Origin of the sequence: Methylobacterium fujisawaense (genome assembly GCF_039619325.1) — a bacterium.
GTDB classification, from domain to species: domain Bacteria; phylum Pseudomonadota; class Alphaproteobacteria; order Rhizobiales; family Beijerinckiaceae; genus Methylobacterium; species Methylobacterium fujisawaense.
In genome coordinates this window covers 96,393-117,735 of record NZ_CP155000.1, presented here as the reverse complement: position 1 = coordinate 117,735, position 21,343 = coordinate 96,393, and the positions used below count along the sequence as shown (strand labels likewise).

General features: G+C 72.4%; 19 protein-coding genes. 12 read left to right on the top strand and 7 right to left on the bottom strand.

Annotated elements, in window-relative coordinates; all coding sequences use genetic code 11:
- Positions 1-6 precede the first annotated feature (6 nt).
- From ABC766_RS00790 to ABC766_RS00775, 4 genes are all read left to right on the top strand, one after another.
- Positions 7-1,335 (top strand): AmpG family muropeptide MFS transporter, encoded by a 1,329-nt coding sequence (locus ABC766_RS00790; RefSeq protein WP_043379658.1) that lies wholly within the window; start codon positions 7-9, stop codon positions 1,333-1,335.
- A 190-nt stretch (positions 1,336-1,525) separates the two neighbouring features.
- Positions 1,526-2,902, top strand: coding sequence for a DUF2778 domain-containing protein (locus tag ABC766_RS00785; RefSeq protein WP_345820639.1), 1,377 nt, complete (start codon positions 1,526-1,528; stop codon positions 2,900-2,902).
- Positions 2,903-3,027: 125 nt separating this feature from the next.
- Positions 3,028-4,077: a CoA ester lyase gene (locus ABC766_RS00780; protein WP_345820637.1), complete on the top strand. Its 1,050-nt coding sequence runs from the start codon at positions 3,028-3,030 to the stop codon at positions 4,075-4,077.
- A 269-nt stretch (positions 4,078-4,346) separates the two neighbouring features.
- Positions 4,347-4,700 carry an endonuclease domain-containing protein gene (locus ABC766_RS00775; RefSeq protein WP_345820636.1) on the top strand — a complete coding sequence of 118 codons (354 nt, stop codon included), beginning with the start codon at positions 4,347-4,349 and terminating at the stop codon, positions 4,698-4,700.
- 7 nt (positions 4,701-4,707) lie between these two features.
- Here the strand turns inward: ABC766_RS00775 and ABC766_RS00770 are convergent, their stop codons facing one another.
- On the bottom strand, positions 4,708-5,691 hold the full coding sequence (locus tag ABC766_RS00770; RefSeq protein ID WP_278306942.1) for a GlxA family transcriptional regulator: 984 nt from the start codon (positions 5,689-5,691) through the stop codon (positions 4,708-4,710).
- Between the two features lie 53 nt (positions 5,692-5,744).
- Between ABC766_RS00770 and ABC766_RS00765 the strand changes: the two genes are divergently transcribed.
- From ABC766_RS00765 to ABC766_RS00755, 3 genes are all read left to right on the top strand, one after another.
- Positions 5,745-6,488 (top strand): DJ-1/PfpI family protein, encoded by a 744-nt coding sequence (locus ABC766_RS00765; protein ID WP_345820633.1) that lies wholly within the window; start codon positions 5,745-5,747, stop codon positions 6,486-6,488.
- Between the two features lie 96 nt (positions 6,489-6,584).
- On the top strand, positions 6,585-6,923 hold the full coding sequence (gene hspQ, locus ABC766_RS00760) for a heat shock protein HspQ (RefSeq protein WP_043357318.1): 339 nt from the start codon (positions 6,585-6,587) through the stop codon (positions 6,921-6,923).
- A gap of 50 nt (positions 6,924-6,973) precedes the next feature.
- Complete coding sequence (locus ABC766_RS00755; protein ID WP_345820630.1) at positions 6,974-8,005, top strand: DUF4424 domain-containing protein; 1,032 nt, start codon at positions 6,974-6,976, stop codon at positions 8,003-8,005.
- A 122-nt stretch (positions 8,006-8,127) separates the two neighbouring features.
- Here the strand turns inward: ABC766_RS00755 and ABC766_RS00750 are convergent, their stop codons facing one another.
- On the bottom strand, positions 8,128-8,904 hold the full coding sequence (locus ABC766_RS00750) for an invasion associated locus B family protein (protein WP_043379642.1): 777 nt from the start codon (positions 8,902-8,904) through the stop codon (positions 8,128-8,130).
- A 454-nt stretch (positions 8,905-9,358) separates the two neighbouring features.
- Here ABC766_RS00750 and ABC766_RS00745 point away from each other — a divergent pair, with 454 nt between their 5' ends.
- On the top strand, positions 9,359-10,657 hold the full coding sequence (locus ABC766_RS00745; protein WP_274927521.1) for an acyl-CoA synthetase: 1,299 nt from the start codon (positions 9,359-9,361) through the stop codon (positions 10,655-10,657).
- 162 nt (positions 10,658-10,819) lie between these two features.
- Positions 10,820-11,164 carry a hypothetical protein gene (locus ABC766_RS00740; protein ID WP_043357312.1) on the top strand — a complete coding sequence of 115 codons (345 nt, stop codon included), beginning with the start codon at positions 10,820-10,822 and terminating at the stop codon, positions 11,162-11,164.
- Positions 11,165-11,321: 157 nt separating this feature from the next.
- Here the strand turns inward: ABC766_RS00740 and ABC766_RS00735 are convergent, their stop codons facing one another.
- Both ABC766_RS00735 and ABC766_RS00730 read right to left on the bottom strand, forming a co-directional pair.
- On the bottom strand, positions 11,322-12,566 hold the full coding sequence (locus ABC766_RS00735; protein WP_043357337.1) for a UbiH/UbiF family hydroxylase: 1,245 nt from the start codon (positions 12,564-12,566) through the stop codon (positions 11,322-11,324).
- A 506-nt stretch (positions 12,567-13,072) separates the two neighbouring features.
- Entirely contained in the window at positions 13,073-13,957 is an 885-nt protein-coding gene (locus ABC766_RS00730) for an alpha/beta fold hydrolase (protein WP_043357310.1), read from the bottom strand.
- Positions 13,958-14,067: 110 nt separating this feature from the next.
- Here ABC766_RS00730 and recG point away from each other — a divergent pair, with 110 nt between their 5' ends.
- The gene (recG, locus tag ABC766_RS00725) at positions 14,068-16,299 is read left to right on the top strand and encodes an ATP-dependent DNA helicase RecG (RefSeq protein ID WP_170861803.1); all 2,232 of its coding nucleotides are present in this window, start codon (positions 14,068-14,070) and stop codon (positions 16,297-16,299) included.
- A gap of 285 nt (positions 16,300-16,584) precedes the next feature.
- Positions 16,585-16,908, top strand: a complete 324-nt coding sequence (locus ABC766_RS00720; RefSeq protein WP_043357302.1) for a hypothetical protein — start codon at positions 16,585-16,587, stop codon at positions 16,906-16,908.
- A 257-nt stretch (positions 16,909-17,165) separates the two neighbouring features.
- On the opposite strand, the gene ABC766_RS00715 is transcribed toward ABC766_RS00720, so the two are convergent.
- Together ABC766_RS00715 and ABC766_RS00710 are read right to left on the bottom strand one after the other, a co-directional pair.
- A complete protein-coding gene (locus ABC766_RS00715; RefSeq protein WP_374701387.1) occupies positions 17,166-17,972 on the bottom strand; it encodes a DUF502 domain-containing protein in 807 nt (268 codons plus the stop codon).
- A 116-nt stretch (positions 17,973-18,088) separates the two neighbouring features.
- A complete protein-coding gene (locus ABC766_RS00710; protein ID WP_345820619.1) occupies positions 18,089-19,024 on the bottom strand; it encodes a sugar kinase in 936 nt (311 codons plus the stop codon).
- 743 nt (positions 19,025-19,767) lie between these two features.
- On the opposite strand from ABC766_RS00710, the gene ABC766_RS00705 reads away from it, so the two are divergent.
- Positions 19,768-20,721, top strand: coding sequence for a PAS domain-containing protein (locus ABC766_RS00705; RefSeq protein ID WP_342145594.1), 954 nt, complete (start codon positions 19,768-19,770; stop codon positions 20,719-20,721).
- A gap of 125 nt (positions 20,722-20,846) precedes the next feature.
- Here ABC766_RS00705 and ABC766_RS00700 read toward each other — a convergent pair whose 3' ends face one another.
- Positions 20,847-21,275, bottom strand: a complete 429-nt coding sequence (locus ABC766_RS00700) for a MucR family transcriptional regulator (RefSeq protein WP_043357295.1) — start codon at positions 21,273-21,275, stop codon at positions 20,847-20,849.
- Positions 21,276-21,343: the final 68 nt, after the last annotated feature.

Sequence of the window (21,343 nt, the reverse complement as noted above, 5' to 3'; positions counted from 1 at the left end):
GCGTGGATGGCAAACCCGGCCGCAGCCAGCGCCCCGTCCGATCCGGCAAGATCCGAGAAAAACGCCTTCCTCACCCCCCTGTTCACCGACCGGCGCGTCGCCGCGGTGCTCGGGCTCGGCTTCGCGCAGGGCATCCCGTTCCTGCTCGTCTACGCGACCCAGTCGGCGTGGCTCGTCCAGGCGCAGGTGCCGCTCGCCACGATCGGGCTGATGAGCGAGCTGACCATCGCCTACAAGCTCAAGTTCCTCTGGGCCCCCTTCCTCGACCGCCACGACGCGCCGCTCATCGGCCGCTGGCTCGGGCGGCGCCGGGGCTGGATCGTCGCCACCCAGATCCTGGTGGCCCTGGCGCTGGCCGGCGTCGCCTTCGGCGATCCGGCCCACTGGCTCGCCTGGACGGTGGCGTTCTCCCTGGCGCTCGGCGTGGCCGGCGCCACCCAGGACGTGGTGATCGACGGCTGGCGCATCACCGCCGCGCCCCCGGAGCGGCAGGCGCTGATGTCGTCGTGGTCGGAGATCGGCTACCGGATCGGCAACCTCGCGGCGGGCGCCGGCGCCCTCTACCTGTCCGACGCCTATGGCTGGCGCGCCGCCTACCTGTGCATGGCGGCCCTGATGGCCCCCGGCACGATCGCGGCCCTGCTCGCCCCCGAGCCCCCCGCCCCCGAGACGCCCGCCACCGGCGGCTTCGTCGAGACCGTCTGGGCGCCGATCCGCGACCTCCTCGCCCGGCTCGGGCCGCTGGCCGTGCCGGTGCTGGCGCTGGTCGCGGGCTTCCGGATGCCCGGCTACGTCTCGAACGCCATGGCGATTCCCCTGTTCAAGACGCTCGGTTACTCCAACACCGACATCGCCACCGTGACGAAGCTGTTCGGCTTCTGGATCGCGCTGGGCGGCACCTTCCTGGCGAGCGCCATCATCCCGCGGATCGGCATGATGGCGAGCCTGCTGATCGGCACCGTGACGGCCTCGGCCTCGCACCTGGCGCTGGCCTATCTCGCGTGGCACGGCGGCCATGGCGGGGCGGCGTTCTGGACCTTCGCGCTGACCGTGGGGATCGACGGCTTCGCCTACGCCTTCGCGTCGATCGTGCTGATCACCTACATGTCGCGGCTCTCGGCGACCGCGCACGCGGCGAGCCAGTACGCCCTGCTCACCTCGCTCTGCGCCCTGCCGGGCAGCCTGCTCGCCGGGTTCTCGGGCTTCGTGATCGAGCGGACCGGGTTCACGTGGTTCTTCGTCGGCACGTCCCTGATCGGCGTGCCGGTGGCCCTGCTCTGCCTGCTGGTCGCGCGCCGCCACGGGCCCATGGACACGCCCGGACAGGCGATCTGAGGCTGTGTCCCAACACGGGAACGCGCGCGGAAACTGTCTCTTTAGCGGGGATTAACCACAGCACGGCTTAATGGGGTGGACGGTTGATGTCCTCCCCAGACGGGCGACCCAGGCCACGTGCGCGGAAACAAGCTTTCGCGGGCGAACGGCGGCGGCTGCCCACGGGGAAGCGCGTACGCGAGTTCCCCGAATGGCCCAGGCTGCGTTGTCCCAAGCCGCGTTCCAGACTGCGTATCCGAGCGCGGCGCCCCTGCGCCGGGCGCCGCCGCGCATCACCTACGTCGAGACCGTCTACGATCCCGTCATCCGCACCCGGGCGCCCTACCCGAGCGCCATGCGGCGCGCGCGCCGCCGCGCCCGGCTGACGGCGCTCATCTCCCTGACGGGCATAACCCTGGCCGGCTGGGCCGTGTTCAGCCACCCGCAGGGGCCGGCCCGGATCGACCAGCAGACCGTCGCCGCGACCGGGGCGATGTCCGGGCTCCCGCCGGTCGCCGCCCCGATCCGGCACGCCGCTCGCAACGCCGCGCCGAATCCGAGCATCGCCTGGATGCTCGATCCGAGCCCGGCGCTGGGCTCCGGTTCCGCGACGGCCTTCGGCGAGGCCCCGCCGACCGCCACCTTCCAGATCGCCCGTGCCGAGCCGTCCCCGGCGGTCCGCGAGATCGCCCGGCAGGTTGCCCGGGCCGAGCAGTCCAAGGCCGCGCAGACGGCCGAGCAGGCCCAGATCCGGATGGCCCAGAGCCGGATGGCCCAGGCCAAGATGGGCGAGACGACCACGGAGGCGCCGGCCGCCCCGGTCCGGATCGCCGCGGCCGAGCCCACGCCCGCCGCCCTCGCGCCCGCCTCCGTCCTCGTGCCGCTGCCGGTGTCGCGTCCGCCCGAGCTGCGGCGTGCGCCCGCGGTCCCGGCCACGCGGGTGGCGACCCGCGCCCTGCCCCGGACCCGCGACGTGTTCCGCGCCGCGATGGCCGAGGAGCCGTCCTTCTTCGAGAAGCTGTTCGGGGTCGGTGCCGCGGCCCCGTCACAGGACAGCCGCCAGGAGCCCCGTCAGGCGCTGGCCTATGCCAGCCCGGACGCCCTGCCGCAGGAGGCGCCGCGCACCCGGATCAGCCCGGAGCCCGATTCGGTGGCCGGCACGGCCGTCTACGACATCACCGCCCGCACGGTGACGCTGCCCTCCGGCGAGGTGCTGGAGGCCCATTCCGGCCTCGGCGAGGCCATGGACAACCCGCGCTACGTCCACCTGCGCATGCGCGGCTCGACGCCGCCCGGCACCTACACGCTGACCGAGCGCGAGCGCCTGTTCCACGGGGTCCGGGCGATCCGCCTCAACCCGGTGGGCGGCAGCGCCGCGATCCACGGCCGCGACGGCCTGCTGGCCCACACCTACATGCTGCGGCAGCCCGGCGCCTCGAACGGCTGCGTCTCCTTCCGCGACTACAACCGCTTCCTGCAGGCCTTCCTGCGCGGCGAGGTCCGGCGCCTCGTGGTGGTGGCCGGCAGCGAGGCCGGCGGCATCCTCAACCGGATCGGCCTGGCCGGGCGTCGGGGCAGCCGGGGCTGAAGCGCGACAGGGTTGACGACCGTCTGAGCCGAAAGTTCGAGACCACTTCGGCGCGGCGCGGCTTTACGCGCCCGCCCCAGCTGCCTTAACGGGGCTCAGACGCCAGCCCTGACAAGAGGCACCCGATGAAACTGCCCCGCCGCTTCTTCCAGCCCCTCGCCACCGGCGCGCCGGCCCCGTTCCGCGAGCTGCCCGTGCGGCTGGAGCGGATGATCCACTTCGTGCCGCCCCACAACGACAAGGTCCGCGCCCGGGTGCCGGAGCTCGCCGGCACGGTCGACGTGGTTTTGGGCAACCTGGAGGACGCGGTCCCGGCCGACCAGAAGGAGGCGGCCCGCAAGGGCTTCGTGGCGATGGCCCAGGCCACCGACTTCGCCGCCACCGGCACCGGCCTCTGGACCCGGATCAACGCCCTCAACTCGCCCTGGATTCTCGACGACCTGTTCACGATCGTGGCCGAGGTCGGGGACAAGCTCGACGTGGTGATGGTGCCCAAGGTCGAGGGGCCTTGGGACATCCACTACATCGACCAGCTCCTCGCCCAGCTCGAGGCGCGCCACGGCGTGACGAAGCAGATCCTGGTCCACGCGATCCTGGAGACCGCCGAGGGCGTCGCCAACGTCGACGCCATCGCGTCCGCCTCGCCGCGGATGCACGGGATGAGCCTCGGGCCGGCGGATCTCGCGGCGTCCCGCGGCATGAAGACCACCCGGGTCGGCGGCGGCCACCCGGATTACCGGGTGATCGCGGACCCGGCGGGCGACGCGCCCCGGGCCAGCGCCCAGCAGGATCTCTGGCACTACACCATCGCCAAGATGGTCGATGCCTGCATGGCCAACGGCATCAAGGCCTTCTACGGCCCGTTCGGTGACTTTTCCGACGGCGCGGCCTGCGAGGCGCAGTTCCGCAACGCCTTCCTGATGGGCTGCGCGGGCGCCTGGACGCTGCATCCGAGCCAGGTGGCGATCGCCAAGCGGGTCTTCGCGCCGGACCCGGCCGAGGTGGCCTTCGCGGCCCGGATCGTCGAGGCCATGCCGGACGGCACCGGCGCCGTGATGCTCGACGGCAAGATGCAGGACGACGCCACCTGGAAGCAGGCCAAGGTCATCGTGGATCTCGCCAAGCTGGTGGCCGCGAAGGATCCGGAGCTGGCGGCGGTCTACAAGCTGGGGTGAGCGGCTGCCGAGTGTGCCCCCCTGTTGATTACAGATCGGTGTCCGCAAGCCACGACGTGCCCCCTCTCCCGTGCGGGAGAGGGTTGGGGTGAGGGATCAGGTTTTTCCGGATAGGTCGCACCCCTCACCCTGTCCCTCTCCCGAACGGGAGAGGGGACCCGCGCTCTATTCTGAGCCGGTGGCAAGGAATTCAAGCTGGAGGTGGCCCCGCACAAGCGATGTGCCAGTAACATCGCCTGGACTCGCAATCACCCTTTCGGGCCAGTCCAGTGATCAAGTCGACCCCGCGAGCCCGAAGCCTGCGCCGCACCCAGACATCCACCGAGGCTAAGCTCTGGCGCGTTCTGCGAAACCGCGCCCTGAACCGCTGGAAATTCCGCCGCCAGCACCCGATCGACCGATACATCGTCGATTTTGCCTGCATAGAGGCCAAATTCATCGTCGAAGTGGACGGGGCAACGCATTCCACCGATGCCGAGCTCGTCCGAGACGCCATGCGGACCGAAATCCTCGAATCTTTCGGCTTCGCCCTGCTCCGCATCCCGAACGCGGACATCCACGACCATCGCGACGGCGTGCGCGAGACGATCCTGGCGGCCCTCGAGCGCCGCGACACGGTCTAGTCCCCCCTCACCCGCCGAACCGCGCCCGATACGCCTGCGGCGTCGCCGCGACGTGCCGCAGGAAGCTGCGCCGCAGCGTCTCCTCGGAGCCGAAGCCGCAGGTCCGGGCGATGCGCTTCACCGGCTGCGCCGTCTCGGCGAGCGCCCGCCGGGCCGCCTCCACCCGCAGGCGCTCCACGGCCTTGGCGGGGGTGAGGCCGGTCGCCTCCAGATAGTGCCGGCTCAGGCTGCGCGCGCTCATCCCGGCCGCCGCGGCCAGCGCCGGCAGCGACAGGTCGCCGGACAGGTTGTCCGCCATGAAGGCGTGGAGCCGCCCGAACCGCTCCTCGCCCGCCTGCAGGGCCAGCGCCGCGCTGAACTGCGCCTGCCCGCCGGGGCGCTTGAGGAACATCACGAGGTGGCGCGCCACCGCCAGGGCGGTCGCGCGGCCGAGATCCTCCTCGACCAGCGCCAGGGTCAGGTCGATGCCCGCCGTGACCCCCGCCGAGGACCAGACCGGGCCGTCGCGCACGAAGATCGGGTCGGGCTCGATCCGGGCGCGCCGGTAGCGCGCGGCGAGCGCGCCGCAATGCTTCCAATGGGTCACGGCCCGCCGCCCGTCGAGGAGGCCCGCCGCTCCGAGCAGGAACGCGCCGGTGCAGACCGAGGCGACCCGGCGGGCCCGGCCCGCCCGGGCCCGCACCCAGGCCACCAGGGCGGCGTCGTCGCAGGCCGCGACGACGCCGGGGCCGCCCGCGATCACCAGCGTGTCCACCGGCGCCGCGAGATCCGGCAGCGGGTCGGCCACCAGCCGCAGGCCCGCCGAGGCGGTGAGCCCCGGGTCGCCGGCCGCGATCACCCGCGGCGCGTATGGGGTCCCGGCGCCGCCGTGTTCGTTGGCGGTGGCGAAGACCTGGAGCGGCCCGGCCACGTCGAGGAGCTGCACCGACGGGAAGGCCAGCACCTCGATCGGTCGCGGTTGATCTGGCGAGAAACGAGGGCTCTTTGGCATTTCGGCCAGATCCTGACGCGGTAGGGTGTCCCTGTCCACCACGGAGGCCCGGCATGATCCCGCCCGACACCCATCTGCAGATCGGCTCGCTCCTGTTCGAGGGGCTGGACCAGATCGACCTCACCGGCCCGTTCGAGGTCCTGTCCCGGGTGCCCAACAGCACCTACCGGGTCTACGCGCCGAGCCTGGACCCCGTCCGCGACGTCCGCGGCCTCCGGATCCTGCCGGATGCCACCCTGGCGGAGGCCCCGCGGCTCGACGTGCTGCACGTCCCGGGCGGCCAGGGCCAGGAGGCCCTGATGCGGGACGCGGCCGTGCTCGGCTGGATCCGCGACCAGGCGGCCGGGGCCGGCCACGTCCTCTCGGTCTGCACCGGCGCGCTCCTCCTCGGTGCGGCCGGTCTGCTGGTGGGGCGGCGGGCCACGACCTACTGGAACGCCGTCCACCTGCTCCCGTTCTTCGGGGCCGAGCCGGTGGATGAGCGCGTCGTGATCGACCGCGACGCGGACGGCCGCACCTGGGTGTTCGCGGCCGGGGTCACCGCGGGCATCGACGGGGCGCTGCGGCTCGCCGCCGCGCTGCGCGGCGACGAGGCCGCGCAGGCGATCCAGCTCGGCATGCAATACGCCCCCGAGCCGCCCTTCGACAGCGGCACGCCCCGGACGGCCCCGCCGGCCATCGTGGCGTGGGCGCGGGCGGCCGCCGCCGACCTCACCGCTCGGCGCGAGGCCACCGCCCGGGCGATCGCGGCCGAACGCGGCATCCGGCTTCCCGAACCGGCGTCCGTCACCCGATGACGCGCAGGCCGGTGCGCGCCGTTACCGGTCGGCGGCACCGACCCGGTGACAGGCCCCGTCAACGGACCTATCTGTCCGTTCTGGACGGACTGAACCATGACGGACGTAACACTGAGAACCGCGAAATTCGCGATCGGCGCCGTGGTGCGCCACCGGATCTACCCGTTCCGCGGCGTCGTGTTCGACGTCGACCCGGTGTTCGACAACACCGAGGAATGGTGGCTGGCGATCCCCGAGGAGGTCCGGCCGCGCAAGGACCAGCCGTTCTACCACCTGCTCGCCGAGAACGCCGAGACCGAGTACGTGGCCTACGTGTCGGAACAGAACCTCCTGCCCGACACGTCGGGTGAAGCCCTGCGCCATGCCGGCATCGCCGAGATGTTCGAGCGCGACGCCGCCGGCGCATACCGGATGCGGGACCGCCCCACGAACTGAGCGGGCCGGGACTCGTCAAGATCCTGGCAACGCCGCCGCGATAGCCTTCCGTGACGGCCCGTGCCGTCGCACGGGCCCGACACCATGATCCGACCTGTCGCCGCCGCGCTTCTGGCCGCCGGCGCCTTCTCTCGATTCAGGCCCGCGCCAACGATAGCGCCGCCGAACTCGATGCCGGCGGGCTGGTCCTGAGGCGCGAGCCCGGAATCGCGCTGGCGAGCGAGGACCTGTCGATCGCCAGCGACCGGATCGGCGTGTCCTACCTGTTCCGCAATCAGGGGCAGGAGCCCCGCACGGTGCGGATCGCCTTCCCGCTGCCGCCCATCGACGGGCGCGAACTCAGCTTCTCGGCCCTCGCGCTGCCGCAGCCCGAAAGCCCGAACTTCGTCGGCTTCACCGTGACGGTGGACGGAAAGCCGCTCGCACCGGAGCTGGAGGAGCGGGCCTTCGTGGGCGAGCGCGAGGTGACGGACCTCCTCCGCCGCCACGACCTGCCCCTGAACCCGCTGCGCTTCGACGCGATCAAGGCGGCCGAGAAGCGGATCGGCACCGCCGCGTGGGCCGAACTGGTCAAGGCCGGCCTGTTCCCCGAATCCGAGGGGATGACCGATCGCATGACCGAGGGCCTGTGGCGCAGCGAGGCGAAGTTCCACTGGCTCCAGACCTTCCCGCCCGGGCAGGACGTCCGCATCGCGCACAGCTACGCGCCGGTGAACGGCTTCCATTTCCTCGACCTCAAGGACGCCTCCCGCGAGGGCTACCGGGCGACCTACTGCCTGGACGAGGCCGGGCTCACGGCGATCCGGCGCCTGCAGGCGAAGGCGGCGGATCCCAGCGGCCACCTGCGCGCCACCGTAGTGCCCTACATCGTCACCACGGCGCGCAACTGGGCCGCGCCGATCGGGCGCTTCACCCTCACGGTCGACAAGGGCAGCCCGGAGGCGGTGGTGAGCTTCTGCCGCACGGGCATCCGGAAGACCGGGCCGACCACGTTCCGCTGGGAGGCCCGGGACTACGTTCCCGACCAGGATCTGCGCGTGCTGATCGTCCAGCCGGGTTCGGGCCCGGCGGGGACCCGGTAGATCCCGGCGCCGGGCGCCTCAAACGCGAAGGGCCGGACCTCGCGGTCCGGCCCCCGATACGGACCCGCCGCGCGGCGGGTCGATGGCGCTCGCGGTCCCGGAGGACCGCGGACGAGAAGCCCTTACTTGGCGGCGGGGGCCGGCGCCGCGGCACCGGCGGCCGGAGCGGAGCCCTGCTGCTGCTCCAGCTTCTTGCGCATGTCCTCGGAGCGCTTCTCCAGCTCGGCCTGGAGCTTCTTCTGCTGCTCCTCGAGGACCTTCGGGTCGATGGCCGGGCCGTCGAAGGCCTTGCCGAAGCCGGTCAGCGGCACCGCGAAGGTGACCTCGCGCTGGGTCTGGTTCTGGACCGAGACGTTGAGGGTCGTGCCCTTCTTCATCGCGGCGATCACGCCGGCATCGACGCCGCCGGCCTCGGCGAAGCAGCCGTTCGGGAAGCAGACCGCGAAGCGACCGGCGGTCGCCGCCTGGCCGTCGACGCTGAAGCGGATGCCCGGCTGCAGCAGCAGGCCGAGCGGCAGCAGGTAGCGCACCACGCGCACCTCCTGCTTCTGGGCGGCGTTCTTCATCTCGTAGACCGCCACTGCCAGCACGGGCTGGCCCTGGTCGGACACGAAGTCGCGGGTCGTGTAGCAGATGTCGGTGCCCGAGCCCTGATCCTTGCCGCAGACCTTGGTCCAGTCGGCCTGGCTCGGCTCGGACTTCACGGCGACGATCTGCGGGCCGGTCTGGGCGGCCGGGGTGTTGGCCGCCGGGGTGCCCGGGGCGGTCGGCGCCGGCGCGGCCGGCGCGGGAGCGGCGGGCTTCTTCGGCTGCGCCAGGGCCGGCGCGGCCGCAAGACCGAGGCCCGCGAGGCCGAAAAGAGCGGCGCGCGCGAGCGTCGCGGTGCGGGTGAAGGACATCGGCTCTGACCCCTTGGAAGAGACGTGGTGTGGCTGGCAGGATGCGGAGCCGGCCTGGCGGCAGGTCCGCCGGACCGTCCGGATGCCCGCCGCGTTGGCGTGCCGCCCGGAACTCCGGATGAATCGGTCCGGCCATCGGGCGGGACGGGCGCCCGTCTGCGCGCATCCCTCACCCCGGCGACCGGGCGGCCTGCCTTTCCCCTTGAATGAGGCGAAGGCATGACACCGCGGCCGGGGAGGCTGTCGGAACCGTCCTGGCCGCGCCCGGCCCCCGATAGGCCCCCATACGCCCGGCCGCAAGCACGACGTTGCGCGGGCGCGAGGCACGAGCGCGTGATCGGGCCGCGCCGTCGGCCGCCGGCGGCCGCCCTCCGGCGGCGGCCCCCTTAGCGGTCGGTTAACCCTGCCGGGCCGAGATGATAGGAGTTCTGCAGGATCGGCGGGGGCGGCGGGTGTGAGCGCGTTGGCGGTGGCGGAGTGGGCGGCCGACGCCGCGCTGGACGCGTCCGCGCGATCCGAGGACGCGCCCGAAGGCCTGTCCGAAAGCTTCTTCGGCGGCCTGTCCGAGGGTCTCGCGGCCCGCCTCTTCGCGGCGGCTCTGACGGGCCCCCAGCGCACGGTCCTGCGTGATTCGGGGGACCGCGTCGCTTGGTGCGGGCGCCCGGCTATCACCTGGACCTACGCGGCCGCCGCCGAGATCGTCGGGCGGCTCGCCCGCGGGATCGGCGCGTGGCGGCTTCCCGCCGGCAGCCGGATCGGCCTGTGGTTCTCGGGGGGCGCCGAATCGACCCTCGCCCATCTCGCCGTCGAGGCGGCGGGCCACCTCCCCTGCGCGATGCCGGCCGTCTGGGATTGCGCCGAGCTCTCCGCCGGGATCGAGTCCGCCGGCCTCGTGGCCGTTCTGACGGAGGGCCGCCGCGGCGCGCGTCGGCCCGCGGAGGACCTCACCCGCGCGGCCATGCGCCATTTCGGCCTGCGCTATCTCGCGGCCTTCGGTCCGAGCGTGCCGGACGGCGTGATCAGCCTCGACGCGATGGCCCTGGAGCGGGGCGTGGTCGAACCGGCGCCGAGCCGCGGCCTCGTCACCTTCGCGGGCGGCGATCCCGGCCGGCCCGTCTACCGCAGCGCCGCGGCGCTCGCGGCGGCGATCGCCGCCCATCTCGACGCGCTGCCCCTGTCCGCGGACGAGCGGGTCCTGACGCTCCTGCCCGGCCACGACCTGCGCGGCCTCGTGACCGGCCTCGGCGCCGCCCTGGCGGCGGGCGCCGGCCTGGAGACCGTGCTGCCCTTCGACGAGGCCGGGTTCCGCGCCGCCCTCCTGCGGCCGGTGCCCACCCGGCTCGTGGTCCCGGCCCTGGTCGAATCGGCCATTGCCGCTCTGCCGCTGCCCTGGACCGTCCGCGTCCTCGACGTGGTCCATCGCGCGCCCGCGCGGCTGACCCGGCGGAGCGCCGGGCTCGCGGGCCCGCAGCGCCTCGATTCGCTGGTCCTGGGCGAGGCGCTGGTGCTCACGCGCCCCGGCCTGGAGGACCTCGCCGCGACCCTGGCCCATCCGGAGGACGCGCTCCTGCCGCGCACGCTCCTGGACGTCGGCCACGGGCCCGCGGGCGGCCTCGGCTGTCGTGGGCCGGCCTGCGCCGCACAGGCGCTTCCCCGGAGCGGAAACCCGGAGACGGATCCGCGCGCGTGGCGGGATTCGGGCTACCGCCTGCTCCTGTCGGGCGGGACGGCCGTGGCGGTCGCGGCGACCTGAACGGCGGCGCCGCGCCGGTTCATCCGGCGCTCAGGCGGCGCAGATAATCTCGCATCTGCACACGGACCCACGGGATCCGAACCGCCTGTTGGCGGGTTCTGCATCGGATTGTCGTGACGGCTATCTTTCCAAGTCGTCCGGGATGGAGTACCGCTCAAGCTTATGGGTGCGCTGCAACAAGTGCTCGTGGTCGACGACGGCGTACGCGCCGTGGACCGGTCCCTCTCGGGCGAGCTGGCCAGCCTCGGCTATGCGAGCGTGACCGCCTCGATGGAGGCGGCGGACGACGTGCTGGCCGTGATCGCCCGGCCGGCCGCGGTGCTGCTCCAGGCGCCCACCCGCCGCGATCCCGCCTATGCCCGCCGCGCCGCCCGCCTCCGCGGCCATCTCCGCGACCGCGGCATCCCGGTGATCCTCATCAATGATCCGGGCGGGGCCCGGGCGGGCGGCCCGGTGGACCTCGCGACCCGCCTCGGCGCCTACGTGGCCGCCCAGCCGGATCTCTGAAGCCGCAGGCCCCCGTACCGCCTTAACGGGCGTCCCTGAACCGTCTCGTCCGTGCGCGCGCAGCGAATCGATCTCAGGGCCGCGTGCGCCGTCGGGCGCCGAAATGCCCCGGGATTGCGGCACGCGCGAAGACGCCGGCTGTCGCGGCGCCCGCAGTTCAGCGGGCCGCCCGCATCAGCTCCGGGGCGCCGAGCCGGGGCAGCACGCCCTCCCGCATCACGAGCCGGCGCAGCGGTCCGAGCTGCGTCATCGCCAGCAGGCCGAGGCCGCGGAGCGCGTCCACCGGCAGCAGGCCGGTGAGCAGGCTGCGGTTGAGGAGATCCACCGCGGCGGTGCGCGCCGCCGTGTCGACCCGGCGCGCCCGCGCATAGGTGTCGAGCACCGGGCGGCTGCCGGGATCGCGGCGGTCCCGGGCGGCGACCAGCAGGGTATCGCGCAGGGTCGCTGCGTCGCGCAGGCCGAGATTGAGCCCCTGGGCGCCGATGGGTGGGAAGACGTGGGCCGCCTCCCCGATCAGAACCAACCGATTCGCCACCGGCCGGGTCACCGCGAGGCCGCGCATGGGCACGAGGCCGCGGGGGCCGTCGACCCGCATGGCGCCGAGCATCGCCCGGGCCTGCCGCTCCACGGCTTGGCCCAGAGCGTCGTCGTCGAGGGCTGCGAGACGCCGGGCCGCGCCCTCCCCGGTCACCCAGACCAGACTGGACCGGTGACCGCCCGGCAGCGGCACCAGGGTGAAGGGACCGGACCGGGTGTGGAACTCGGTGGAGACGTCCCGGTGCGGGCGCGCATGGGCCAGGATCGTGGTGATCGCGCTCTGTGGGTAGGTCCAGTCGCGCACGCGGACGCCGCTGGCGGTCCGCAGCGGCGAGCGCGCGCCGTCGGCGGCCACCACCAGCCGGGCCTCGACCGCGGCGCCATCGGCCAGGGCGATGCGTGCCGTCGCTTCGCCGGGCACGGCGCCGGCGGCGTCCGCCTCGACCAGGGTGAGGTTGTCCTGCGCCCGGGCGCGGGCGCGCAGGCTCTCGACCAGCCGGGCGCTCTCGACGTTCCAGCCGAAGGCGTCGAGGCCGATCTCGGCGGCGCGGAACCGTGCCGGCGGCGGCCGGAACAGGCTGCCGGTGTCGTCGACGATCTGGAGTTCGCAGAGGGGACTCGCGTGCGGCGCCACCGCCTCCCAGGCGCCGAGCGCCTCCAGGAAGCGCACGGACCCATCGAGGAGCGCGACGGTCCGCCCGTCCGCCACGGGGGCGTGGCGGCCGACCAGCGCCGTGGGGATCCCCTCCCGGGCGACCGCCAGCGCCGCGGCGAGACCCGCGGCCCCGGCCCCGACCACGGCGACCTCGAACGGCGTCGCGGCGCCTCCGACCTGGCCCGCTTCGACCTTGGCTCCTTCGGACATGTTGCCCCGCACGCGCTCCGCTCGTTCCTGGGTCGGCCGGGCTCCGCGCCCCCCGTCCGGGAGATGGCCGCCGCCACGGTCTCCCGTCGGCGCGGCCCATGCCCGTATCTGAGCATTCCGCTCTCTCTGCCAAGCCCGATCCGCGCAGGCCACAGCGCCGCACGCCCGGAGATTCGCATGCCGTCGCGATTCGATCCGACCTCCCGCTTCGCCAGCGTGGCGCCGCGCTGCGGCGCCACGCGCCGGATCCCGGAGGCGCGCCGCCACGCCTGCTGCGGCACCGGGCCGATGTCCCTGCCCCTCGTCGCAGGGGGCTACGCGGTGGCGGGATACGGCATCGCGGTGGCGCAGGTGCGCCGGGCCCGGACCGCCCTCTCCGCGATGGCCGAGGTCCGGGCCCTGGCCGCGACGGAGGCCTGGGCGGCAGCCGAGCCCGGCGGTCTCGACCGGGGCGAGACCCTGTCGGCCCAGCTCGCGGTCGATCTGCTCCGGGCGGCTGATCGCCGTCAGCCCAGGAACGCCGTCAGCTCCGAGACGACCGCGTCCGGCCGCTCCTCCTGGAGGGTGTGGCCGCAATCCAGCGCCCGGCCCGAGACGGTGGTGGCCTTCTCGCGCCAGGTCGCCAGCACGTCGTAGGTCTGGCCGACGACGCCCTTCGCGCCCCAGAGCGCCAGCAGGGGCGCCGCGACGCGCGCCTCCGCATCGGCGGCGTCGTGCTCCAGGTCGATCCCGGCCGCCGCCCGGTAATCCTCGCAGATCGCGTGGCGGCAGGCGGGGTCGGCGTAGCAGCGCAGATACTCGGCGAAGAGGTCCGGCGGGGTGGAGCCGGGCGTCTTGGACTGGCCCTCGACGTGGTGGCGGAGGAAGTATTCCGGATCGGCCCCGATCAGCGTCTCCGGCAGGGGATGGGGCTGGATGAAGAAGAACCACCAGAAGTACCGGGTGGCGAAATCCTTGTCGGTGCGCGCGTACATGGTCGCGGTCGGCGCGATGTCGAACAGGGCGATCCGCTCGACCGCGGCGGGATGGTCCAGGGCGAGGCGGTGGGCGACGCGCCCGCCCCGGTCGTGCCCGACCACGGCGAAGCGGTCGTGGCCGAGCGCCCGCATCACCGCGACCGCGTCGGCCGCCATGGCGCGCTTGGCGTAATTGGTATGCCGGTCCCCGCCCGGGGGCTTCGACGAATCCCCGTAGCCGCGCAGGTCCATCGCCACCACGCTGTGGCGCTCCGCGAGTTGCGGGGCGACGTGGAGCCACGTGGAGAGGGTCTGCGGATGGCCGTGCAGCAGCAGCACCGGCGGGCCCGAGCCGGCCGAGCGGGCATGGATCGTCACGCCCGGTGCTGTCTCGATCCGGTGCCGGTCGAAGCCCGGCAGGAAGTCGCTGGCCATGGGATCGGTCTCTGGGCTCGGTCTCTGGGCTCGGTCTTCATCGGCCGCACTGGCGCGCCGGGATGCACCGGATGATAAGGCGCCTCCGGCACCATGTCCGCCGAACCGCCATGACAGATGCACGCGCGACTCAGGACCCGGCCTTGAAGGACCCCGACGCGGCCGAGTCGTCCGAGGGCGAGGTCGCCCGTGCGCGTCCCGCCGCATCGGCCGACGCACCCGCCCTGCGCCCGAGCATTCTCGACGCCCTGTTCGCGCCGGCCCGCGCCCTGCCGGGCATCGGCCCGAAGATGGCGCCCCTCATCGAGAAGCTGCTCGGCACCCCCGAGCGCGAGGCCCGGGTCGTGGACCTGCTGTTCCACCTGCCCCAGGGCGGCGTGGCGCGGAAGCTCATGGGCTCGATCAGCGACGCGCCCGTCGGCGAGCCGGTGACGATCGGCGTCACCGTGGTGGCGCATCGACCGGCCCAGATCGGTTCGGGCCGGCGCCCGCACCGGGTTCTGGTGGAGGATGCCACCGGCGACATCTCCCTGGTCTTCTTCGGCATGCCCCGCGCCCGGGTGGAGAAGATGCTGCCGCTCGGGGCGCACCGCTACATCACCGGCCGGATCGACCTCTGGGACGGCACCCGCCAGATGGTCCACCCGTCCCGGATCGTGGACGAGGCGGGACTGGCCGAGCTGCCCGCCGTCGAGCCGGTCTACGGCGCCACGGAGGGGCTGACCTCGCGGGCGATCAACAAGCTCGCGGTGGCGGCCCTCGACCGGCTGCCGGTCCTGCCGGAATGGCAGGACCCGGCCTGGCTGGAGAAGAACCGCCTGCCGGCCTTCGCGGATGCGCTCCGCCTCGAGCACCGCCCCGAGGAGGCGCCCCCGAAGGCCGAGGATCCGCTCCAGCCGCCGCCCGCGACCCCGTCCCGGAAGCGGCTGGCCTACGACGAACTCCTGGCCTCGCAGCTCGCGCTCGCCCTCCTGCGCGCCCGCCAGCGGCGCAAGGCCGGCCGGGTCAATGCCGGCGACGGCGCCCTGAGCGCCCGCATCGAGGCCGCCCTCCCCTTCGCGCTGACCGGCGCCCAGGCGCGCGCGGTGGCGGAGATCCGCGCCGATCTCGCCGCGCCCCGCCGGATGCTGCGCCTGCTCCAGGGCGATGTCGGCTCGGGCAAGACCGCGGTGGCGCTGCTGGCCATGGCCTCGGCGGTGGAGGCCGGCCGTCAGGCCGCCCTGATGGCCCCCACCGAGATCCTCGCCCGGCAGCATTTCGAGCGGCTCAAGCCCCTGGCCGGCGGTCTGCGCCTGCGCCTGATGACCGGCCGCGACCGGGCCGCGGAGCGCAAGAGCACGCTCGCCGCCCTCGCCGCAGGCGAGATCGACATCCTGGTCGGCACCCATGCCCTGTTCCAGGAGGCAGTCACCTTCCGCGATCTCGGCCTCGCGGTGGTGGACGAGCAGCACCGGTTCGGCGTCCATCAGCGCCTCGCGCTGGGCGCCAAGGGCGAGGCGGTGGACTTCCTGGTCATGACCGCGACGCCGATCCCCCGCACCCTGGCGCTGACCTTCTTCGGCGACATGGACGTCTCGATCCTCGACGAGAAGCCCGCCGGCCGCCAGCCGATCCGCACGATCACCCTGCCCACCGAGCGGATCGACGAGGTGGTGGCCGGCCTCGCCCGGGCCATCGCGGGCGGCGAGCGGGTCTACTGGATCTGCCCGCTGGTGGAGGAATCGGAATTCGTCGACCTTGCCGCCGCGGCCGAGCGCTTCGACGACCTGCGGCAGCATTTCGGCGATGCGGTCGGGCTGATCCACGGCAAGATGCCCGGCCCCGAGAAGGATGCCGCCATGGCCCGGTTCGCCGCCGGGGAGACCAAGCTCCTCGTCTCGACCACCGTGGTGGAGGTGGGCGTCGACGTGCCCGAGGCCACCATCATGGTGATCGAGCACGCGGAGCGGTTCGGGCTGGCGCAGCTGCACCAGCTCCGCGGCCGGGTCGGGCGCGGCTCGAAGGCCTCGTCCTGCCTGCTGCTCTACCGGGGCCCGCTCGGGCAGGTGTCGCGGGCCCGGCTCGAGATGATGCGCGCGAGCGAGGACGGGTTCCGCATCGCCGAGGCCGACCTGAAGCTCCGCGGCGAGGGAGAAGTGCTGGGCACCCGGCAATCCGGCATGGCCGCGTTCCGGCTCGCCCGCCTGGAGAGCGATGCCGCCCTGCTGGAAGCCGCCCGCGACGATGCCCGCATGATCGTCGAGCGCGATCCCGGACTGAAGAGCCCCCGCGGGCAGGCGCTGCGGGTGCTGCTCTACCTGTTCGAGCGCGAGGCTGCGATCCGCTTGATCGGCGCCGGATGAACGGTTTCGTTCAGGAACGTCCGGTGTTCCTGAACGGTGGGGGCGGGAATCGCCCTCGCTCGGCCAAGCCGGGAGGCCGATGCCGCAATGTCACAGGCTCTCGGGAAAGATCAATCTTATCAACAGCTTGTTGGGATCATGCGGAAGCTTGGCCGCGTCCCGGCGGCGGCCCGGCAGGCTCCGGACAGGCCTTGCGATCTTGCATCAGCCATATTCTTCCCTTAACTGGAGATGAACGAATGGCCCGGTAAGCCGGGACATCACGGACGAATCTGGAGGACGGACATGTCGAACGGACTGTTCCAAAACCTGCCGGGCTCCCACGAGATGGCCGGTATCCAAGCCCTGCCGACCGAGCCCTGGCTGCTGCCGATCTCGGATCGCGCCGCCGAGGCGGCCGGCAAGACCGCGGACGAGTTGCAGGCCGCCGTGCGGCGGGCCGCCCGCCCCTTCTGGCTGGCCGCCAACGGGCTGTGCATCGCGCTGGGTCTCGCCCTCACGCTCCAATGCGCCGCCGGCTGGGGGCCGACGCCCCCCCGCAGCGCCGTGACGGTCGCGCAGGCGACCCCGCCGACCATCGCTCCGCAGACGGCTTCGCTGCAGCGCTGAGCCGCCGCGGAACGGACGGGATTTCCAAGGCATTCCAGGCCGGTCCGCACCTGTGCGGGCCGGCCTTTTTCGTCCGCCCTGCAGGCGGCATCGGCCCCGCCTTCAGGGGCTTTCCGAGGGAGACGACGCAATCCGGCGGCGCGTCACGCCGCGCGGGCGGCCGCGACCGGGTCGCCGTGTTGCGCGCGCGGTGACGGGTCGATCTCGGAGCCGGGCGGGCGCCGCGCCCGAAGCGAGCCTGGCCCGGAAGCGCGGCCTCACGCGTCCTGCGGCTCCCGACGCGACACCGTTCCGCCGGCCTGCTGGGCGGTCCGCAGGGTCGCCGCCATGGCGTTGAGGCGCCCCTGCGGATCCTCGGGCTGGATCACCCCGGCCGACATCACCAGCTTGGCGGCGTCGTCGACGCTGATGGCGAGTTCCACCACCTCGGCGCGGGGCAGGTAGAAGAAGAAGCCCGTGGTCGGATTGGGGGCGCAGGGCAGGAAGACGCCGACGAGTTCGTCGGCGGGAGCGCCCCGGGCGCGCAGCGCGCCCTCGACCTCGTGGCCGGCGGGAGCCGACAGGAAGACCACGGACCATGTGCCCTTCACGGGGAACTCCACCAGCCCCACCGTGCGAAACGACGTGCCGTTGGCCGAGAACAGGGTCTCGAAGATCTGCCGCAGGCCCTTGTAGAGGCCGGAGATCACCGGCGTCCGCGCCAGCAGGACCTCGCCGAACTCGATCACCGAACGGCCGACGAGGTTGGCCGTGAGGAAGCCGAGCAGCGTGACCGCCAGGAACGCGATCACGAGGCCGAGGCCCGGGATCGAGAACGGCAGGTAATGGTCCGGCAGGTAGCTCGCCGGCACCAGCGGCTTCACGAACGAATCGATCAGCGCGATGAACCACCACGTGATGTAGGCGGTGATGGCGAGGGGGCCGGCGACGATGATCCCGGTGAGGAAGTAGGTGCGCAGCCGGCCGCGCGCGCTGACCCGCGTCTTCGGGGCGCCGCCGCCCGCGGCGGCGTCGGGCTCGGGAATCTGGATCGGCGGGGGAATCGGCGGGGGACTCGGCGCCACGGGTGCCCTCTCGGCCGCACCACGCGCGGCGATGAAGCTGCGGGGATCGTCCCCCGGGAGCAGAGGTAGCGGTTGCGCCTGTCCGCCTCAAGGGCGGCCCCCGGTCCCGGCGACCCTCAGGCATCCGGAGCGGGCTGCCGGACGGCGGGTGCCGGCATCGCGTCCCGGGGAATCACGGCGCCGCGATGCCCGATCACCGCCCTGGCGAGGCGATGGGCCTCGCCGGCGGCGGCCTCCGGTGCCAGCCCGGCGATGCGCGCGGCGAGATAGCCGGCCGCGAAACTGTCGCCCGCGGCCGTGGTGTCGACGACCCGCACCGCCGGCCCGGCCGGCACGGCGGTGTCGGCCGCCCCGTGCAGCACCCGGGCGACGGGCCCGGATCCGCTGGAGGCCTTGAGCACGATCTCGGCCCGACCGCGATGGCGCAGCACCTCGTCCGCCCCCGCCGCGCCGAAGAGCCAGTCCAGATCCTCCGCCGAGGCGAAGATCAGGTCGGCCAGCGCCAGGGCCGCGCGGAAGGCCGCCCGGGCCTCGTCGTGGTCGGGCCAGCCGCGGGGCCGGTAATTGGTGTCGAAGGCCACCCGACCGCCTCGGTCCCGCAGGCGCGCCAGCGTCCCGAACAGGGTGGCGCGTCCGGTCTCGCCGTAGAGTGAGAGGCTGATGCCGGACAGGTAGACGAGGTCGTAGCCGGCCAGTGCCGCCTCGGTCTCGGCGGCGCCGGGCTCGGTGAAGAGGTCCCGGGCCGCGGCGCGATCACGCCAGTAGTGGAAGCTGCGCTCGCCCGCGGCATCCGTGCGGATGATGTAGAGCCCCGGCATCCGGCCCGGCAGCCGCCGGACCCGGTCGAGGCCGATGCCCTCGCGGCCCCAGGCTGCCGCCATCGCGTCGCTCCAGACATCGTCGCCCAGCGCCGTCACGTAATCGACCCTGACGCCGAGACGCGCGAGATAGAGCGCGGTGTTCAGCGTGTCGCCGCCGAAGCCCTGGACGAGGGTCCCGTCCGGGCGTTCGGACAGCTCGACCATGCACTCGCCGATGCAGGCGACCCTCATGCGGTTCCTCCCGGTGTGCGGCCCACCTCCCCGCATTGTTCGGCCCGACCTGTCAACCGTCCGCCGGCGCGGCCGCACCGGATCCCGGATCCGCGCCCCTCCGTGCGGACCGGCGACCGATTGAACACGCGACCATGGCCGCCGGCGCGAGGTGATGAGAATAAATATTTGCTCCGTAATATTTATGAAGTCGTCTTGTAGCTCGGCGTATTAAAATATCTTAGTTATGAATATGGATCGCGATTTATCCAATATTCAATGAATAGCTCGGGGAAATATGGCGTTGCCAAGCCTCTTTCTCGGAATAGATCCAATGTTATCGCGGATGATCATTGTTTTGAAACATGCGTGAGCGAGACACGGTGCCAACTTTTGCGGGGGCACTGATCGAGAGCCGGTCGCGATGCGGTTCAGGCGGCGCGCCGCGGGGGCGGATGAGGGTTCCGCAGGCGGGATGTCCGTGTTGCGGAGCGTGGCAGGCGCAAGCCCGCAGGTCATGGGCTGCATCACGATGATCTGGGTCGGATTGGATGGGAATGCTGTATTGTAAAATAAATTCCGCAAAACATTTTACGTTATTGCTTGAACATTGAGCTTAATTATGAATTAATCGCAATAAAAACCCCTTGTTTGGATGTGTGGAACGATGATATGGTCCGCGCGGTGCTGAGATGTTCCATACTGCTTTAAGCGCTCTGACGTTTTCTTCGGGAGAGTTCCTGACTCTCACGGAAAGTCGTGGGATGAGCGGTGCGTGGAGCTGGGTCTTCGCGGGTGGGGAGCAGATCTGGTCTCCGGGATTCTACCGGTTGCTCGGTCTGGTGCCGAATGCCGCGAAGGCGCGCTATGACCTGCTGCTCAGCCTGATCCACCCGGAGGATCGGCACCTGATGCCGGCGCTGACCGATATCCGGCAGGGGCATGTCCCGCGCGAGGTCATCGTGCGGGTGATCCGGCCGAACGGCACGGTTCGCACCCTGTCGCTGACGATGGAGATCCGGTTCTCGACGGAGGGGCGCCCCGTCGCCCTCAACGGCACGGCGCTCGACGTGAGCGACCGGGAGCAGCTGGCGCGCCTGCGGCAGGAGGAGCGGCGGCGCCAGGGCGCGCTCTATCTCACGGAGCACATCACGACCTTCTCGATGGGCCTCGATCGCATCCGCGAAATCCCGTTCGCGGTCGCCCAGGTCCACGGCCTCCCCCTCGAGGAGATCTGCGCCGATCCGTATCTCCTGATCGTTCCGGAGGAGCGGAGCGCCTTCCAGGCGGCGGCCGCGGAGCGGATCGAGCGGCGGGCGTTCTTCCAGGGCACGGCCCACGAGCGTCTCGCCAACGGCGAGCTCTGGCATTTCCGGATTCTCACGATGCCGATCTGGGACCTGGACGGGACCTATCTCGGGCGTGGCGGCCTCAAGTACCCTGTCCGCAGCCATGCCCCCGTGCCGGTCGGCGCGCACGAGGGCCTGGAGCACTCCGTCACCGGGCACCATCTGCGCGCCGCCCGGGCCCTGCTCGACTGGTCGATGATGGATCTCGCCCAGGCGAGCGGCCTGTCGCATTCCACGGTGCGGCGCTTGGAGGAGGACAGCGAGCATCGGGGGAGCCGGTCCCGCCTGCACGCGGTCGATGCGTTGTGCCGGGCGGGCGTCCGCTTCGTTCCCATCGATGACGGGACCCTGGCCGTCGCCCGGGTCTGAGCCGTGCCCGCGCGCGGCGGGCCCCCACGGGGCAATCCTGCCGCGCCGGCCCGCAGCCCGGATCCGCGCCCGCCCGTCTCGGCGCCCGGATGGGGCGTCGAGGGGCGGTGCGGACCGGGTTTCGCTCAGGCCGCCTTGTGGCCCAGCTGGATCGCCTTGGCGATCTCCGAGCGCTTGGCGGCGTAACCCGGGGCGACCATCGGGTAGTCGGCCGGCAGGCCGTACTTGGCCCGGTAGCGCTCGGGCGTCAGGCCGTGCGCGGTCAGGTGGCGCTTCAGGGTCTTGTAGGACCGGCCGTCGATGAAGCTGATCAGGCCATCCTGCTGGATCGAGGACTCGATCTGTGCGGCGGTCGGGCCGGTCCAGCCCGCACCGGATCCCGAGGCGCTCCCCTGCAGGACCGTTATGGCCGTATGCACCTGATCGATCAGAACCGGCAGGTCCCCCACCCCCACCGCGTTCCGGGACACGTAAGCCGCAACCAGTGAAGCCGTGCACTTGATCAGATCTGTGTTCAGATCTGAGGCCTTTTCGTTCAATTCGATCGTATTCATGTATCCCCCAGTGTGTAGAAACGAAGCTTGAGCATCGGCGCACCGACAAATCCGAACTCTTGATCGTG

What these genes read in the sequence shown, in the direction of transcription:
- ABC766_RS00780 (WP_345820637.1), top strand. Translation starts at nt 3,028, where the DNA reads ATGAAACTGCCCCGCCGCTTCTTCCAGCCCCTCGCCACCGGCGCGCCG.
- ABC766_RS00765 (WP_345820633.1), top strand. Translation starts at nt 5,745, where the DNA reads ATGATCCCGCCCGACACCCATCTGCAGATCGGCTCGCTCCTGTTCGAG.
- ABC766_RS00750 (WP_043379642.1), bottom strand. Translation starts at nt 8,904, where the DNA reads ATGTCCTTCACCCGCACCGCGACGCTCGCGCGCGCCGCTCTTTTCGGC.
- ABC766_RS00740 (WP_043357312.1), top strand. Translation starts at nt 10,820, where the DNA reads ATGGGTGCGCTGCAACAAGTGCTCGTGGTCGACGACGGCGTACGCGCC.
- ABC766_RS00770 (WP_278306942.1), bottom strand. Translation starts at nt 5,691, where the DNA reads ATGCCAAAGAGCCCTCGTTTCTCGCCAGATCAACCGCGACCGATCGAG.
- hspQ (WP_043357318.1), top strand. Translation starts at nt 6,585, where the DNA reads ATGACGGACGTAACACTGAGAACCGCGAAATTCGCGATCGGCGCCGTG.
- ABC766_RS00705 (WP_342145594.1), top strand. Translation starts at nt 19,768, where the DNA reads ATGAGCGGTGCGTGGAGCTGGGTCTTCGCGGGTGGGGAGCAGATCTGG.
- ABC766_RS00735 (WP_043357337.1), bottom strand. Translation starts at nt 12,566, where the DNA reads ATGTCCGAAGGAGCCAAGGTCGAAGCGGGCCAGGTCGGAGGCGCCGCG.
- ABC766_RS00700 (WP_043357295.1), bottom strand. Translation starts at nt 21,275, where the DNA reads ATGAATACGATCGAATTGAACGAAAAGGCCTCAGATCTGAACACAGAT.
- ABC766_RS00720 (WP_043357302.1), top strand. Translation starts at nt 16,585, where the DNA reads ATGTCGAACGGACTGTTCCAAAACCTGCCGGGCTCCCACGAGATGGCC.
- ABC766_RS00785 (WP_345820639.1), top strand. Translation starts at nt 1,526, where the DNA reads ATGGCCCAGGCTGCGTTGTCCCAAGCCGCGTTCCAGACTGCGTATCCG.
- recG (WP_170861803.1), top strand. Translation starts at nt 14,068, where the DNA reads ATGACAGATGCACGCGCGACTCAGGACCCGGCCTTGAAGGACCCCGAC.
- ABC766_RS00790 (WP_043379658.1), top strand. Translation starts at nt 7, where the DNA reads ATGGCAAACCCGGCCGCAGCCAGCGCCCCGTCCGATCCGGCAAGATCC.
- ABC766_RS00710 (WP_345820619.1), bottom strand. Translation starts at nt 19,024, where the DNA reads ATGAGGGTCGCCTGCATCGGCGAGTGCATGGTCGAGCTGTCCGAACGC.
- ABC766_RS00730 (WP_043357310.1), bottom strand. Translation starts at nt 13,957, where the DNA reads ATGGCCAGCGACTTCCTGCCGGGCTTCGACCGGCACCGGATCGAGACA.